Raw genomic sequence first — 14,689 nt, 5'->3', positions numbered from 1 at the left:
GGAGTTTATCAGGTCAACAGGCTTGGCCTGGGACATGGAAGGCGGCGGGGCCATGGCCACTGACGCGCAACGCGCGCCCGTGCTGACCGGCTTCGCCCCCCGTGTTCGCTGGGGCTTGCTGGCCGCCCTTGCCACTGCCGTCGCTGCGCTGGCGGTAGGCGCGAGCATCGATGTCGCCGCTGTGATCCTGGTCGGCAGCGCCATCGCCGCCCTCGCCGCGGCAGGTCCGCTCGACACTGGCGCCGCGCCGGCCACCCCTACTGCGGAGGCAACGCCCCTGCTGCCCGATGTGCTGGATGCGATCGCCGAACCGGTGCTGGTGGTCGGCGACGGCCGGATCGCCGCCGCCAACCGTGCCGCGCGCGACGCGCTGGGGCAGCATATCGTGGGCGAGGACCCACGGCTCGCCATCCGTCACCCCGCCGCGGCCGAACTGATCGCTGACGGCCAGCCCGGCGAGGCGGTGGAACTCGCCGGCCTTGGCGGCATCGACCAGCGCTGGGAAATGCGGGTCGGGGCCACGGCCGATGCCCGCCGCATCGTTCACCTGCGCGATCGCACCGCCCAGCACGCCGCCGAAAAGATGCGGGTCGATTTCGTCGCCAACGCCAGCCACGAACTGCGCACCCCGCTCGCCTCCATCCTCGGCTTCGTGGAAACCTTGCAGGACGAGGCGGGCGACGATCCTCCGACCCGTCACCGCTTCCTGGAAATCATGGGCAACGAGGCGAGCCGGATGCAGCGGCTGGTCGGCGACCTGATCAGCCTGTCGCGGATCGAAGCGGACAAACATCGCCCACCCTCCGCCAGGGTCGACCTTCGCGGGTTGCTGAAAGAAGTGGAGGTCGAGCTTCGCGCGGCGCAGGACGGGCGGGCGGACGATCTGGAGGTGCAGCTCGACCCCACGCTGCCCTCCGTCATCGGCGACCGGCCGCAATTGTCACAGCTGTTCCACAACCTGCTTGGCAACGCGCTGAAATACGGCCGCACCGGCACTCCCGTCACCGCCGTCCTCGCCCGCGATGGCGAGGCTGGGGTGCGCCTGACGGTGGTCGATCGTGGCGAGGGCATCGCGCCCGAACACCTGCCACGCCTGACCGAGCGCTTTTATCGCGTCGATGCCGGGCGCAGCCGCTCCGTCGGGGGAACGGGGCTGGGCCTCGCCATCTGCAAGCACATCGTGGAGCGGCACCGCGGGCGTCTGCGCATCGCCAGCCGGGTGGGCGAAGGCACCACCGTCACCGTGACACTGCCGGCCGCTCCGGCCGCGCTGTCATGATCCGGTAACGCCCGTGTCACACTGGCGGAAACGATCATGGGCTTCCGCCAACTCCTGCCTGCAATCCTGCTGCTGCTCGCCGCCTGCCACGATCAGGCGAGCGGGGGGCTCGGTACGCGCGACTCGATCTCGGCCGTTGGCTCGTCCACCGTCTATCCCTTCACCACGACCGTCGCCGAACAGTATCTCGCGGCCAACGTTGATGCCGAGCCACCGGTGATAGAGGAAACCGGCACGGGCGCTGGCATGCGGCTATTCTGCGCCGGCGTCGGTGCCGCCTATCCCGACATCGTGGACGCATCCCGCCGCATCCGGTTGAGCGAATATCGCAACTGCGCCGCCCATGGCGTCGACCGGCTGGTCGAGGTGCAACTGGGCCTGGACGGCATCGCCATCGGTCGCTCCCGCGCCGGCCCGCCGATCGCGCTCACCCCGGCCCAACTCTATCGCGCACTGGCGCAGGCACCGGGCGGACGGCCCAACACCGCGCGTCGCTGGTCGGATGTGGATCCGGCCCTCCCTGCCAGCCAGATCCTGGTCTATGGCCCGCCCGCCACCAGCGGCACTCGTGATGCCTTTGCGGAGCTCATCCTGCTGCCTGGCTGCCGCGCGGTGGAAGGGCGATCAGGTCCGGCGTGCACCCGCCTGCGTGAAGATGGCGCCTATGCCGACGCGGGTGAGAACGACAATCTGATCGTGCGCAAATTGTCCGCCAACCCGGCCGCGCTCGGCATCTTCGGCTGGAGCTACCTTGCCGAAAACGGGGGAACGCTTGCCGGGGTGCCGATCAACGGTGTCGAGCCCACCCGCGCGTCGATCTCCGCCGGCCGCTATCCCGGTGCCCGCCCCTTGTTTCTGTACGTCAAGGCGGCGCATCTGGCGGCAGTGCCGGGCCTGCGTACCTTTTTGCGTTTGTACGCCGCCAATTGGGGCGATGGCGGTGCGCTTGCCCGGCGCGGGCTGATCCCGGCAAGCCCGGCTGTGCAGGCGCAATCCTTGTCGGCGATCCAGCGCGAAACGCCGCTCGACCCGATGGGCCTACCATCGTGAAAGGATCAACGCTCGTTATCCTGGTTGTCGGGCTGGCAGTGCTGTTCTGGCAGGTAGCCCGCGCGCGCGCTTACCAGTTCGGCGGGTCGGGCAAGTTCGGATCGCTTCCTGCCCAACATGGCTGGTTTGCCGCGCTGTGGGTTCTGCTCCCCTCGCTTGCCTTCCTGGCCGCCTGGCAGATCAATGCACCGGGCATGGTCACCGATGCGGTGCTGCGCGACCCTGCCGCAGCCGCGCTGCCGCCCACGGGGCTCACACGCGCGTCGCTGCTGGCCGAGGCGCGAGCGCTGGCGAACGGGACGGCGACGGGCGCGTTCCACGGCCTCGCCCGCGATCTCGCCCGACGCTACGCTACCGTGCAGGTCCGCTTCAACTGGATCGCCACGGCGGCGACGCTCGGCCTCGCGCTCAGCGCCGGCTTTGCGGCGCTGGCCAAGGTCCATTCAGGGTTCCGCGCCCGCAGCCAGGTAGAGCGACTGGTCACACTGCTGCTGCTCGGCGCGTCGTTGGTCGCGATCCTGACCACGGCCGGCATCCTCGCCAGCCTGTTCTGGGAGTCGGGCCGGTTCTTCAGCCTGGTTTCGCCCGGGCAGTTCCTGCTGGGCACGCATTGGAGCCCGCAGTCGATCGACCCGGCCGCGCCCGGCGACTCGCTGGGATCCCTGCCGCTGTTCTGGGGCACCTTCTTCATCGGCGCCGGAATCGCGATGGCCGTGGCGGTACCACTGGGCCTGCTCAGCGCCATCTACCTTTCGCAATATGCAGCGTCGACGACGCGGCGGGTGTTGAAGCCCGCTCTGGAAGTGCTCGCGGGCGTGCCAACGGTGGTCTACGGCTATTTCGCGGCGCTGACCGTCGCCCCTGCGGTCAGGCATCTCGGCATGGCTCTTGGCTATGCCGACGCGTCGGGCGAAAGCGCCCTGGCGGCGGGGCTCGTGATGGGCATCATGATCGTGCCCTTCATCTCCTCTGTCTCGGACGACAGCCTCGCCGCCGTCCCGTCTGCCATGCGGGAGGCTAGCCTGGCGCTCGGCGCGACGCCCGCGGAAACGGTGCGCCACGTCCTGTTGCCGGCCGCGCTGCCCGGCATCGCCGGCGGCATCATGCTCGCCGTCAGCCGGGCGATTGGCGAAACCATGATCGTCGTCATGGCGGCGTCCGGCGTCGCGACCCTAACCGCAAACCCCTTTGCCAGCACCAGCACCGTGACCCGTCAGATCGTCGACCTCCTCACCGGGGAACAGACGTTCGACAGTCCCAAGACGCTGGCCGCCTTTGCGCTCGGACTGGCGCTGTTCGGTGTGACCTTGTGCCTCAATCTCGCGGCGCTCGGCCTCGTGCGTCGCTATCGTGAACGCTATGACTAGGTCCCGCGCCCGCCTTGCGCGCCGCCACGCGGCCGAGCGCCGCTTTCGCCTCGCCTGCCAGGGTGCGGTGATGATCGCGCTCGCGTGCCTGGCTTTTCTGGTCGCCACGATCGCCGTGGACGGGGTCACGGGCTTTGTGCGGACCACGGTGGCGTTGCCGGTCGACCTCACCCACCTGCCCGTCGATGCCCGCACCCTTACGGGAAGAAGCGCCAACTTGGCTCTGACCGGCGCCGGCCTGGAGCGAAGCGTCGATGCCGCCGCAACCCGCGCCTTCGGCAGTGATGGCCCCACCCTGCTGGGCGATGGCGCATGGCTAACGGTACGCGATGCCGTGCGTCGGCACCCTGACCTGCTTGCCCGGCCCTTTGTCATCCATGTGCCCGTCACGAGCGCAATCGACATCGCCTATAAACATGGCACGGGAAGCGGGCCCGTCCTTGCCCGAATGCAGCAGCTGAAGCCCGCACTCGACAGCGAGTTCGATCGGGACTTCTTCACCTCCTCCGATGCGACCGATCCGACCCGCGCCGGGATCTGGGGCGCACTGAAAGGCTCGTTGCTGACCATCGCCGTGACCCTGCTGCTCGCTACCCCGATCGGGGTAGCCGCGGCCGTGTACCTCGAGGAGTTCGCCCGGCCGAGCCGCTGGACCGGGCTGATAGAGGTGTCGATCAACAACCTTGCCGCTGTCCCCTCCATCATCTTCGGGCTGCTGGGGCTCGCGCTGTTCCTGGGCACGCTCGGAATGCCGCGTTCGGCCCCGCTGGTCGGTGGGCTGACACTGGCGCTGATGACGCTGCCCGTGATCGTGATCACCGCGCGCGGCGCGATCCGGCAGGTGCCGCCTTCGTTGCGGGAGGCTGCGATGGGGGTCGGCGCATCGCCGGTCCAGCTCGTCTTCCACCACGTCCTGCCGCTCGCCGCGCCTGGTATCCTCACCGGCGCCATCATCGGCGGCGCGCGCGCATTGGGGGAAACCGCGCCCCTGCTGCTGATCGGGATGCGCGCCTTTATCGCGGCGGCTCCCGACGGGCTGACCCGTCCCGCCACCGCCCTGCCCGTCCAGATCTTTCTCTGGTCGGATCAGGTCGACGGCGGCTTTGTGGAAAACACCTCCGCCGCGATCATCGTGCTGTTGTTGCTGCTTCTCGTGCTCAACGGCGGCGCGGTTTATTGGCGCGCACGGGCGGAGCGGCGCTCATGACGGTGAAGATGTCCGCCCGCCACGTCAGTGCCTATTATGGCGACCTGCGCGCACTCGACGACGTGTCGATCGACATCGACACGCAGCACGTCACCGCGCTGATCGGCCCGTCGGGCTGCGGTAAGTCCACCCTGCTGCGCCTGCTCAACCGCATGAACGACGCGGTGCCCGGCGCCCGTGTGGAGGGCTCCATCGAGCTCGACGGCCAGGACATCCACGCCCGCGACATGGACGTGGTGGAGCTACGCGCCCGGGTCGGCATGGTGTTCCAGAAGCCCAACCCGTTCCCCAAGTCGATCTACGACAATGTCGCCTATGGCCCGCGCATCCACGGCCTGGCGCGCGGACGCGGTGAGCTGGACGCAGTGGTCGAAACCTCTCTTCGGCGCGCGGGATTGTGGGATGAGGTAAAGGACCGGCTCGACGATCGCGGCACCGCCTTGTCCGGCGGCCAGCAACAGCGCCTGTGCATCGCGCGCGCGCTGGCGGTCGATCCCGAAGTCATCCTGATGGATGAGCCCTGCTCCGCGCTGGACCCGATCGCCACCGCGCGGATCGAGGAGCTGATCGGCGCGCTGCGCGGCCGCTACGCCATCGCGATTGTGACCCACAACATGCAACAGGCAGCGCGCGTGTCGCAGCGAACCGCCTTTTTCTACGCTGGCCGCCTCGTCGAATATGGCGACACGTCGGACATCTTCACCAACCCGCGTGCCACCAGCACCAAGGATTACATCACCGGTCGCTATGGCTGATTCCCGCAACCCCCACGCCACCCACACCGTGTCCGCCTTTGATCAGGAGATCGGGCAGCTGCGTGGCCTCGTCGCCCAGATGGGTGGCCTTGCCGAACAGGCGGTCGGCCAGGCCATGCTGGCGTTGCAGCGCGGCGATCTGGCGCTGGCTGAACAGGTCAGCGCGGCCGACCGGACCATCGACGCCCTGGAAGCAGAGGTGGAGCGCACGGCCGTCCGCATCATCGCCCTGCGCGCGCCCATGGCCGACGACTTGCGAGAGGTGGTCGCCGCGCTGAAGATCGCGGGCGTGGTGGAGCGCATTGGCGATTACGCCAAGAACATCGCCCGCCGCGTACCCTCCGTCGAAAGCGAGCATCGGATCGAGCCCGTGTCGACGCTGCCCGCCATGGCCCGCATGGCGCAGGAGATGGTGCATGACGCGCTCGATGCGTTCGGCGCGCGCGACCCTGCCGCCGCGCTGGAAGTGCGCCGCCGCGATACGGCGCTGGACGACTTCTACGACAGCATCTTTCGCACGCTGGTGACCTATATGGTCGAGAACCCGCGCACGATCAGCCAGGTCGCGCAGCTGCTGTTCGTTGCCAAGAACCTGGAACGGGTCGGCGACCATGCCACCAACGTCGCCGAAATGGTCTATTTCGCCGCTGCCGGGACACGGATGCCCGAACGCGGCGCGGACGAGGAGAACTGAGCCTTGCCAAAAGCACGCATGCTGCTGGTCGAAGATGACGCCGCGCTGGCCGAACTGGTCGCCTGGCACTTCCGCCGCGAGGATTTCGAGGTGCGCCAGACCGTGGATGGTGAGGAAGCGCTGCTGATGGCGCGCGAGGCGGCGCCCGACATCGTCCTGCTCGACTGGATGATAGAGGGTTTGTCGGGGCTGGAGGTATGCCGTCGCCTGCGCCGGCTGCCCGAAACCCAGAACGTGCCCATCATCATGCTGACCGCCCGTGGCGAGGAAGAGGATCGGGTTCGGGGCCTGGAAACCGGGGCGGATGATTACGTCACGAAACCATTTTCCCCCCGCGAACTGGTGGCGCGCGTCGGTGCCGTGTTGCGGCGGGTGCGCCCGGCGCTTGCAGGTGAATCGTTGACCTTTGCCGACATCGAAATGGACACGGTCGGTCACAAGGTACGGCGCGGTGGGCAAGTAGTGCCGCTTGGTCCGACTGAGTTTCGCTTGTTGCGCCACTTCCTGGAACATCCCGGGTGGGTATTTTCGCGCGAACGACTGCTTGATGCGGTGTGGGGGCACGACAGTGACATCGAAAGCCGCACTGTTGACGTGCACATTCGACGCTTGCGCAAAGCAATCAACCTGCCCGGCGCACCCGATCTGATCCGCACCGTCCGCTCAGCCGGCTATTCACTCGATACGGCAGAGTAACGGGACCCAAGCGGACCTTCGCGCGTTCGGGGGTCGCCTTCCTGGCTGAAACAGGAGATTTTCAATGAAGCATGTTCTGCTGGCCGCCGCCGCCCTGATCGCGGTGCCCGCCTTTGCCCAGACCACGACGGGCACGCCGGCGACCGACTCGACGGCGCCCTCGACCGTGCCTGCCACGACCCCGACCGACTCGACCACGACGCCGCAGCAGGATGGCAGCGCTGCAGGCAGCGCCACCCAGGCTGGCGACCCGTCCTCGACGACCCAGGCCGGCACGGCTGGGACCGCCACGACCACCGGCGGAACGGACACGTCCACCACGGCGGGTTCGGCCACCGGCGGCGCCATGTCGACCGGCGGTGACGCATCCACCAGTGGTGCGGCGACGGGCGGCGCGATGGCGGCTGCGACGCCTGCCCCCGCACCCAGCGCGACCGATACCGACCCCGCGGGCGGCTATGCGCCCTCGTCGAACACCATGGGGTCGATGAGCCCGTCGCAGGCATTCCCGGCCCCGGCCCCGCTCGCCAGCTATCCGGTGTGCAAGTCCGGCCAGTACGACAACTGCATGCAGGCCAGCGGTTCGGGCAAGCGCGCCAAGGCGCGTCGCCGGCGCTCGTAAGTTGGATCGCGTCGCGATTGCGCGGCGCATCCAGCCATCTAAGAAGAGGCGCTTCTCACCCGAGGAGCGCCTTTTCCATGCCTATCCGCTTTGACGACCATGTTGCCATTGTCACCGGTGCCGGCGGGGGGCTCGGCCGCGCCTATGCACTCGCCCTTGCCTCACGCGGTGCGCGCGTCGTCGTCAACGATCTTGGCGTCAGCAGCGATGGCACCGGCAGTTCCGATGCGGCAACCCAGGTCGTCGAGGAGATAAGCGCTGCCGGCGGGCAAGCGATGGCGAACGGTGCCGACGTCGCCGACTATGACCAAGTTACGGAGTTGGTCGCGGGCGCCAAGGAGCGCTGGGGCGGCGTCCACATCCTGATCAACAACGCCGGAGTTTTGCGCGACAAGACCTTCGCAAAGATGGACCCTGCCGATTTCGAGTTCGTCGTCCGGGTACATCTTCTCGGCTCCGCCTTCGTCACCAAGGCTTGCTGGGACGGGTTTCGCGACCAGAACTACGGCCGCGTCCTGATGACAGCCTCCTCCAGCGGGTTGTTCGGCAACTTCGGCCAGGCCAACTATGCGGCCGCAAAGATGGGCGTCGTCGGCCTGGCAAAGACGCTGCACCTCGAAGGTGCCCGACACGACATCCGGGTCAACACTATTGCGCCCACGGCCGGCACGCGGATGACGCAGGGGCTGCTGCCGGACCAGGCATTCGACGCTTTCTCGCCCGAACGAGTGACCCCGGCCGCGCTGTTCCTGGTATCTCGCGATGCGCCGTCCGGGCAGATCGTCGGTGCGGGAGCAGGCGTGGTGCAGGCCAGCTACGTCACGCTGACTCCGGGGGTCGCGCTGTCCGACGACGATCTGACCCCCGATGCTGTCGCTGACCATTGGGGCGCAATCGCCAGCCGCGAGCGCGAGATCATTCCCACCTCCGGCGGCGAACAGGCGATGCTGATCGGCCGCACGCTCGCGGATGCTGGCCGGCCATTCGCCTGACCGCTTTGGTGTATTGCACCAGCAAGACACCCGTGACATCATGGCCGAACAGGAGGGAACGGCCATGTACAGCGAAAGCGACATCGACGGCGCCGTAGCAGCGGGGGCGATCAGCCCCGCTGCGGCGGCGGCATTTCGGGATCACGTCGCCGCGGCGCATCGCGCGCCGGCGGTCGACGAGGAGCATTTCCGGTTGCTGACCGGGTTCAACGACATCTTCGTGTCGATCGCGGTGGTGCTGTTGCTCGCGGCGGTGGAGCAGATCGGGCAGCGTATCGCCGTCCCGTTGGGCGGCGTGGCCGTTGCGGTGACGGCCTGGGCGCTGGCAACCTTCTTCACGGCGCGCCGGCGCATGGCGCTGCCCAGCATCATCCTGTTGCTCGCCTTTGTCGGCGGGTGCGCGGGTACGGTGGCGAGCGGCTGGATCCAGGCGATCGGGTCCGACGCACAGCCCTCGCCACAGCTGCAGGCGCTGATCGGCGCGGGCACCGCCACGGTCGGGGCGGTTGCGGCGAATCTCCATTGGCGGCGGTTTGCGGTGCCGATCACGGTCGCTGCCGGCGCCGTCACGCTGGTCGGACTGCTCGTCGCGCTGGTCGCGGCCGCAATGCCGGACCTGGCGAACAAGCTGGTCTGGCCGGTGCTGCTGATCGCCGGTGCCGGCGTGTTCGCGGTGGCGATGCGGTGGGACCTGTCGGATCGCGAACGGCGGACGCGTCGGTCGGACGTCGCGTTCTGGCTCCACCTCGCGGCCGCACCGATGATCGCGCATTCGACCTTCCAGATGCTCGGCGTGTTCAACGGGGATATCGGCTGGCCCGTCGCGCTGGTGGTGCTGGCGCTCTACGTCGCCTTCGCCTTTGTGGCGCTGGCGGTGGATCGCCGGGCATTGCTGGTGTCCGGGCTCGTCTATGTCCTTTACGCCCTTTACGCCCTGTTCCGCAGCGCCGGGGCGGTAGAGTTGGGCGCGTCACTCACCGCGCTGGTGATCGGATCGGCGCTGCTGATCATGTCTGCCTTTTGGCAGCCGATGCGCCGGGCCGCAGTGGCACGGCTGGGCGCGATGGGACGGCGCTTGCCCCCGGTCGCACTCGCGACCGCCTGACGGACAAAGGTCGCCGGTGTGACGCCGGCGGCCTTTACCCCTCCACCAGCTTCAAGAGGCGGCGCTCGACGGGCGCCAGCACGGGGCCGAGTTCGTGGCCCCGCTTCACAATCGCGCCATGTTCGCCGATCAGCGCCCACATGCCCTGGCGCGCGCGCAGGGCGGGACGCTTCTCGATGCGGAACTCCGGCCGCTCGGCCGTCCGGCGAAACGCGGCAAACACGGCGGCCTCCCGCCCCAGGTCCATGGCATAGTCCCGCCAATGACCCGCCGCCACCATGCGGCCGTACAGGTCCAGGATGCGGTTGAGCTCCAACCGCTCGAACCCAACCTGGCTTGGTCGACCGGGGGCGAGCGGAAACGGTGTGACCGTCCCCATCAGCCGCGACCGACCTCTTTTTGCGATTCGTCCTGTTCGGCCAGCAGCGCGTCCAGGCGGCGACGCAGCGTTTCCAGCTCACAGCGTAGCAGCTCGATCCGCTGGGTCTGCGGGTCGAACTGCGCGCTGCACGGGGTACCATAGGGCACGAAGCGCGGGCTTTCCGCCGCGCCGCCGTCGACCATTGTCGGGCGCGCGGGAATGCCGACCATCACCGCACCCTCCGGCACCTCGCGGGTCACCACCGCGTTGGCGCCGATGCGCGACCGCGCGCCGATATGGATCGGGCCCAGCACCTGCGCTCCCGATCCGATGATGACGCCATCACCGATCGTCGGATGCCGCTTGCCCGCGACGCCATTGTCCGGGCTGGTTCCGCCCAACGTCACGCACTGATAGATGGTGACATCATCGCCGATGTGCGCGGTTTCGCCGATCACGGTAAAGCCATGGTCGATAAAGAAGCGGTGCCCGATCGTCGCGCCGGGATGAATGTCGATCGCGGTTGCCCAGCGGCTGATATGGTTGACCAGCCGCGCCAGGAAAAACTGGCGCCGTCGATACAGCCGATGCGCGACCTTGTGGAACCCCAGCGCCCAGACGCCGGGGTACAGCATGATTTCGGCACGCGAATGGGGCGCCGGGTCGCGGGCGCGAATGGAATCAAGATAGGCAGCCAACCGGCTGAACATCGGCGCGTGGTCCCCTTGAGCGTCCGGCATCTAGGCTGCCTGCGTAATGATTACCAGAACCCCTGATCCACGCCACGGTTGCGCCGCGGGCGGGTTGGTGGTTGTTGCGGTGCGATGGCGGCAACCTACCTCCCCACCCTGAAGCAGCTCCAATACCTGGTCGCCCTGCGCGATCATGGTCATTTCGGTCGGGCGGCGGAGGCGTGCTTCGTCACCCAGTCGACCCTGTCCGCCGGCCTGCGGGAGCTCGAAACGCTGATCGGGCTGGTGCTGGTGGAGCGCACGCGCCGGGTGGTCCGCTTCACCCCGCTCGGCGAACGGATCGCGGACAAGGCACGCCGGGTGTTGCGAGAGGCGGAGGAACTGGGCGATCTGGCGCGCGCCGCCGGACGGCCGCTTTCGGGGGTAATGCGGATGAGCGTCATTCCCACCATCGCCCCGTTCATGCTGCCGCACATCCTGCCCCGCCTGCGCGCCGACTATCCCGACCTGCAGCTCTACCTGCGTGAAGAGCCGAGCGCTGCGGCGTGCGAGGCGCTGAACAACGGCCGCGCCGACTGTGTGCTGCTCGCGCTGCCCTATGGCTGTGGCGAGGTGACGGCGGCCGAATTGTTTGAAGACCGGTTGTTCCTGGCGGGCCCGCCGGGGGAACTGCCTGACGATGCGGAAGTCTCCCCCGACGCGATTAATCCCGAGCGGCTGCTGCTGCTGGAGGACGGCCACTGCCTGCGCGACCACGCTCTCGCCGCCTGTGCGCGGCCCGAATTGCGGGCGGAGGCGACCATGCTCGGCACCTCGCTTCACACGATCGTGCAAATGGTCGACAACGGGCTGGGCGTCACCATGCTGCCCGAAATGGCGGTAAAGGCCGGCATCCTGGACCATACCGGTATCGAGGCGCGCCCGCTCGCATCGCCCGACGCCGTGCGTCGCATCGCGCTGGTATGGCGACGCGCTTCGCCGCGGGAAGCCGACTTTCGCCTTTTGGCCGATACGCTCGCAAAGGCGCGCTAGGCAGCGCCAGAGGCCCAGGGCCTTGCGCCTTCGCGTTTTCTGACCGGCCGCTGCGGCCAAGTGAGCGAGTCGGGACTGTGTGGAGGAGAGTTGCTGGCGTGGCATCCACCAGTATCTGCCAGCGGACCCTCCCTGTAGGACAGCTTTTTCGTTCAGTCCCAGCGAGCAGCCGCGCCGACGTCCGTTTCGCGCTGCTCGACCCAATGCGCCTCGTCCCCGCGCCGCTCCCGTTTCCAGAACGGCGCTTCCGTCTTCAACCGATCGATCAGGAAGGCGCAGGCCTCCAGCGCGGCCGCGCGGTGGGCGGCCGTTGCCGCGACGAACACGATGCGCTCGCCCGGCCGCATCGGCCCGACCCGGTGTACCACGGTCGCTCCGGCCAGCGACCAGCGCCGCAGCGCTTCCTGCGTCAGGCCCGTCAGCGCCCGTTCGGTAACGCCGGGATAATGCTCCAACTCCAACTCGCCGACCCCGTCATCGGCGCGGACGATGCCGGTAAAGGTCGCCACCGCGCCGACACCCGCTGCCTCCGCCCGCTCTATTTCGGCGGTCAGGTCGATCGGCTCGGGGGAGACAATGATGCGGATCATCCGCCAGTCACCGGTGGAAAGATCGCGACCTCGTCCACGCCCACGACGCTGGCATCCAGGCCGACGAAGACGCCATCCACCGCCGCGCGCAGGCGGTCGCGTTCGGCAAAGGCTGCGGCATGGCCGGCGCTGTTTGCCGCAAGCCAGTCGATCAGTTGGGCCACCGTGGCTACATCAGCAGGCGGGGCCACCTGCTCTTCGCCCGTCCCGATCCGTTCACGCACCCAGGCGAAGTAAACCAGGCGCATCGTCAGTCCATGTGCTTCAGGCCGACGCGCAAATAGTCCCAGCCGGTGATCAGCGTCAGAACCGCCGCCCCCCACAGGGTCGCCAGGCCCACCAGCTTGATCCACTCCGCCGCCGGCAGCGCCCCCGCCAGGATCAGCGCGCCAAAGGCGACAAGCTGCAACGTCGTCTTCCACTTCGCCAGTTGGGACACCGGCACCGACACCTGGATGCCACCCAGGAACTCGCGCAGGCCCGACACGGTGATCTCCCGCAGCAGGATCACCAGCGCGGCGATCAGGTGGATGCCGGTGATGATCGCTCGGTCCTCGAACCGGGTGCCGACCAGCATCAGGATCACGGCCGCGACCATGATCTTGTCCGCAATCGGATCAAGGAAGATGCCCAGTCGCGACACCGCCCCCTGCGCGCGGGCAAGGTAGCCGTCGAAATAGTCGGTGACCCCCATCAGGCAGTAGAGCGCGAAGGCAAAGGCATAGCCTGCCTCCCATTGTGGCCACCACAACAGCGCAACCAGCAACGGCACCGCGACGATCCGCGAAAGCGTCAGCAGGTTGGGCAGGGTCAACATTCGGCACCCCTAGTCCCTTCCCCTACAAGCCGCAAACGGCACAAATCGTCCCATTTGAATGCGATTGGTTGTTTGCGGGCACGGAAAGCCTTCGCTATGCGGCGCCTCATGGGCAACGACCTGAGCCGCCGCCGCACATGATCAATGCGCTCGGGCTGCTCAAGCAGCGGCGATTTGCACCACTGTTCACCACTCAGTTCCTGGGTGCGTTCAACGACAACCTGTTCAAACAGGCGATGGTGCTGTTCGCCACCTATACGGTGTTCAACGACCCGCAGGTCGAACAGCGCTTCAACGCCATCGCCACCGCCCTGTCGACGTTGCCCTTTGTGTTCCTGTCGGCATTGGCCGGTCAGTTGGCGGACAGCCATGACAAGGCGCGCATCATCCGCATCGTGAAGACGGCGGAGATCGGCATCATGCTGGTCGGCGCCGGCGGGCTGATGGCGGCGCGCGCCGGATACACCAATTTCGGCATTGCGATGATGCTGGGGACCGTGTTCCTGCTCGGCGTCCATTCGACGTTCTTCGGGCCGATCAAATACGCGATCCTGCCCCAGCATCTGGACAAGCGCGACGTGCTGGGTGGTACGGGCCTTGTGGAAGCGGGCACCTATCTCGCCATCCTGACCGGCACGATCATCGCCGGCTATATCTCGATCGAGGCCGCCGCGTTCGGCGTGATCGGGGTGGCGCTGATTGGCTGGTATTCCGGGCGACAGGTCGACCCGGCGCCCCGCCAGGGGCCCCCGCTCCGACTAAACTGGGACCCGTTCTCCTCCTCCTGGCGACTGATCAGTGCTACGCTGCACATCCCGCGGCTGTTCCTGGCGATCTGCGCAATCAGCTTTTTCTGGACCATCGGCGCGGTGCTGATCATCATCTTCCCGCCCCTGGTGAAAAACGTGCTGACCACCACGCAAGAGGTCGCGAGCCTGTTCACGGCAACGCTGTCCGTCGGGATCGCGATCGGGTCGGTGGTCATCAACACGCTGCTGAAGGGCAAGATCTCGGCCAAATATGCGCCCGCCTCGGTGATCGCGATGGGCGCGTGCGTCGTCGCGTTTTCATTCCTGGTGCGCAGTTGGGATCCCGCGCCCCACGGCGAGCTTTACGACTGGGCCGAATTCATCGCGCAACCGCGCGCCGTGCTGGTCATGCTTACCCTGCTGGCGATCGCGGTCACCGGCGGCATGTTCGTGGTGCCGCTCTATGCCTTTCTCACCACCACGGTCAGCCAGGATCAGACAGCGCGAACCGTGGCCGCGAACAACGTCGTCAACTCCGCCGCGATGGCGATCGGCGCGGGCGCGGTTACCGGCGCCAGCGCGATGGGCGTGACGCCCGAGGACATGTTGTTCATCGTGGCGGCGATGTGCCTGGTCAGCGCGTGGCTGGCCCAGAAGCTCCATCGCGCCTGCGACTGAAGC

Annotated in this window: 17 protein-coding genes; 12 read left to right on the top strand and 5 right to left on the bottom strand. The window is 67.7% G+C overall.

Annotated features, from left to right (window positions below):
- Positions 1–52: 52 nt before the first annotated feature.
- The 10 genes from FHS94_RS06080 to FHS94_RS06035 all read left to right on the top strand — a co-directional run bounded on the left by FHS94_RS06080 (position 53) and on the right by FHS94_RS06035 (position 9,767).
- On the top strand, positions 53–1,279 hold the full coding sequence (locus FHS94_RS06080) for a sensor histidine kinase (RefSeq protein ID WP_184055700.1): 1,227 nt from the start codon (positions 53–55) through the stop codon (positions 1,277–1,279).
- Between the two features lie 36 nt (positions 1,280–1,315).
- Positions 1,316–2,329 (top strand): substrate-binding domain-containing protein, encoded by a 1,014-nt coding sequence (locus FHS94_RS06075; RefSeq protein WP_184055698.1) that lies wholly within the window; start codon positions 1,316–1,318, stop codon positions 2,327–2,329.
- Positions 2,326–3,696, top strand: coding sequence for a phosphate ABC transporter permease subunit PstC (gene pstC / locus FHS94_RS06070; protein WP_184055696.1), 1,371 nt, complete (start codon positions 2,326–2,328; stop codon positions 3,694–3,696). Before FHS94_RS06075 ends, pstC begins: the two co-directional genes overlap by 4 nt.
- Positions 3,689–4,903: a phosphate ABC transporter permease PstA gene (gene pstA, locus FHS94_RS06065; protein WP_184055695.1), complete on the top strand. Its 1,215-nt coding sequence runs from the start codon at positions 3,689–3,691 to the stop codon at positions 4,901–4,903. Before pstC ends, pstA begins: the two co-directional genes overlap by 8 nt.
- Entirely contained in the window at positions 4,900–5,658 is a 759-nt protein-coding gene (pstB, locus tag FHS94_RS06060; RefSeq protein ID WP_184055693.1) for a phosphate ABC transporter ATP-binding protein PstB, read from the top strand. The genes pstA and pstB overlap by 4 nt, the downstream gene beginning before the upstream one ends.
- Positions 5,651–6,352, top strand: a complete 702-nt coding sequence (gene phoU, locus FHS94_RS06055) for a phosphate signaling complex protein PhoU (RefSeq protein ID WP_184055691.1) — start codon at positions 5,651–5,653, stop codon at positions 6,350–6,352. Before pstB ends, phoU begins: the two co-directional genes overlap by 8 nt.
- Positions 6,353–6,355: 3 nt before the next feature.
- The gene (phoB, locus tag FHS94_RS06050) at positions 6,356–7,048 is read left to right on the top strand and encodes a phosphate regulon transcriptional regulator PhoB (protein WP_184055689.1); all 693 of its coding nucleotides are present in this window, start codon (positions 6,356–6,358) and stop codon (positions 7,046–7,048) included.
- A gap of 64 nt (positions 7,049–7,112) precedes the next feature.
- Positions 7,113–7,670 (top strand): hypothetical protein, encoded by a 558-nt coding sequence (locus FHS94_RS06045; RefSeq protein ID WP_184055687.1) that lies wholly within the window; start codon positions 7,113–7,115, stop codon positions 7,668–7,670.
- A 77-nt stretch (positions 7,671–7,747) separates the two neighbouring features.
- On the top strand, positions 7,748–8,662 hold the full coding sequence (locus FHS94_RS06040) for an SDR family NAD(P)-dependent oxidoreductase (protein ID WP_184055685.1): 915 nt from the start codon (positions 7,748–7,750) through the stop codon (positions 8,660–8,662).
- A gap of 64 nt (positions 8,663–8,726) precedes the next feature.
- Entirely contained in the window at positions 8,727–9,767 is a 1,041-nt protein-coding gene (locus FHS94_RS06035) for a hypothetical protein (protein WP_184055970.1), read from the top strand.
- 34 nt (positions 9,768–9,801) lie between these two features.
- Here the strand turns inward: FHS94_RS06035 and FHS94_RS06030 are convergent, their stop codons facing one another.
- Positions 9,802–10,146: a DUF2794 domain-containing protein gene (locus FHS94_RS06030; RefSeq protein WP_184055683.1), complete on the bottom strand. Its 345-nt coding sequence runs from the start codon at positions 10,144–10,146 to the stop codon at positions 9,802–9,804.
- Positions 10,146–10,838, bottom strand: coding sequence for a serine O-acetyltransferase EpsC (epsC, locus tag FHS94_RS06025; RefSeq protein WP_184055968.1), 693 nt, complete (start codon positions 10,836–10,838; stop codon positions 10,146–10,148). Before epsC ends, FHS94_RS06030 begins: the two co-directional genes overlap by 1 nt.
- A 114-nt stretch (positions 10,839–10,952) precedes the next feature.
- Between epsC and FHS94_RS06020 the strand changes: the two genes are divergently transcribed.
- On the top strand, positions 10,953–11,852 hold the full coding sequence (locus FHS94_RS06020; RefSeq protein WP_184055681.1) for a hydrogen peroxide-inducible genes activator: 900 nt from the start codon (positions 10,953–10,955) through the stop codon (positions 11,850–11,852).
- Positions 11,853–12,004: 152 nt separating this feature from the next.
- Here the strand turns inward: FHS94_RS06020 and FHS94_RS06015 are convergent, their stop codons facing one another.
- Genes FHS94_RS06015 through pgsA form a run of 3 tightly spaced genes read right to left on the bottom strand, consistent with a single transcriptional unit; the run spans position 12,005 to position 13,259 of the window.
- Entirely contained in the window at positions 12,005–12,442 is a 438-nt protein-coding gene (locus tag FHS94_RS06015) for a molybdenum cofactor biosynthesis protein MoaE (protein WP_184055679.1), read from the bottom strand.
- Positions 12,439–12,690 (bottom strand): molybdopterin converting factor subunit 1, encoded by a 252-nt coding sequence (moaD, locus tag FHS94_RS06010; RefSeq protein ID WP_184055677.1) that lies wholly within the window; start codon positions 12,688–12,690, stop codon positions 12,439–12,441. Before moaD ends, FHS94_RS06015 begins: the two co-directional genes overlap by 4 nt.
- Before the next feature lie 2 nt (positions 12,691–12,692).
- Positions 12,693–13,259, bottom strand: coding sequence for a CDP-diacylglycerol--glycerol-3-phosphate 3-phosphatidyltransferase (gene pgsA / locus FHS94_RS06005; protein ID WP_184055675.1), 567 nt, complete (start codon positions 13,257–13,259; stop codon positions 12,693–12,695).
- A 137-nt stretch (positions 13,260–13,396) separates the two neighbouring features.
- On the opposite strand from pgsA, the gene FHS94_RS06000 reads away from it, so the two are divergent.
- Entirely contained in the window at positions 13,397–14,686 is a 1,290-nt protein-coding gene (locus FHS94_RS06000) for an MFS transporter (RefSeq protein ID WP_184055673.1), read from the top strand.
- Positions 14,687–14,689: the final 3 nt, after the last annotated feature.

This window comes from Sphingomonas aerophila (assembly GCF_014199305.1).
GTDB classification, from domain to species: Bacteria; Pseudomonadota; Alphaproteobacteria; order Sphingomonadales; family Sphingomonadaceae; genus Sphingomonas; species Sphingomonas aerophila.
Note: the sequence above shows the minus strand (reverse complement) of the source record. Positions and strands in the feature narration are given on the sequence as shown.

Coding starts and splice junctions, on each gene's coding strand:
- FHS94_RS06080 (WP_184055700.1), top strand. CDS start 53: ATGGCCACTGACGCGCAACGCGCGCCCGTGCTGACCGGCTTCGCCCCC.
- FHS94_RS06075 (WP_184055698.1), top strand. CDS start 1,316: ATGGGCTTCCGCCAACTCCTGCCTGCAATCCTGCTGCTGCTCGCCGCC.
- pstA (WP_184055695.1), top strand. CDS start 3,689: ATGACTAGGTCCCGCGCCCGCCTTGCGCGCCGCCACGCGGCCGAGCGC.
- pstB (WP_184055693.1), top strand. CDS start 4,900: ATGACGGTGAAGATGTCCGCCCGCCACGTCAGTGCCTATTATGGCGAC.
- phoU (WP_184055691.1), top strand. CDS start 5,651: ATGGCTGATTCCCGCAACCCCCACGCCACCCACACCGTGTCCGCCTTT.
- FHS94_RS06045 (WP_184055687.1), top strand. CDS start 7,113: ATGAAGCATGTTCTGCTGGCCGCCGCCGCCCTGATCGCGGTGCCCGCC.
- FHS94_RS06040 (WP_184055685.1), top strand. CDS start 7,748: ATGCCTATCCGCTTTGACGACCATGTTGCCATTGTCACCGGTGCCGGC.
- FHS94_RS06035 (WP_184055970.1), top strand. CDS start 8,727: ATGTACAGCGAAAGCGACATCGACGGCGCCGTAGCAGCGGGGGCGATC.
- FHS94_RS06030 (WP_184055683.1), bottom strand. CDS start 10,146: ATGGGGACGGTCACACCGTTTCCGCTCGCCCCCGGTCGACCAAGCCAG.
- epsC (WP_184055968.1), bottom strand. CDS start 10,838: ATGTTCAGCCGGTTGGCTGCCTATCTTGATTCCATTCGCGCCCGCGAC.
- FHS94_RS06020 (WP_184055681.1), top strand. CDS start 10,953: ATGGCGGCAACCTACCTCCCCACCCTGAAGCAGCTCCAATACCTGGTC.
- FHS94_RS06015 (WP_184055679.1), bottom strand. CDS start 12,442: ATGATCCGCATCATTGTCTCCCCCGAGCCGATCGACCTGACCGCCGAA.
- moaD (WP_184055677.1), bottom strand. CDS start 12,690: ATGCGCCTGGTTTACTTCGCCTGGGTGCGTGAACGGATCGGGACGGGC.
- pgsA (WP_184055675.1), bottom strand. CDS start 13,259: ATGTTGACCCTGCCCAACCTGCTGACGCTTTCGCGGATCGTCGCGGTG.
- FHS94_RS06000 (WP_184055673.1), top strand. CDS start 13,397: ATGATCAATGCGCTCGGGCTGCTCAAGCAGCGGCGATTTGCACCACTG.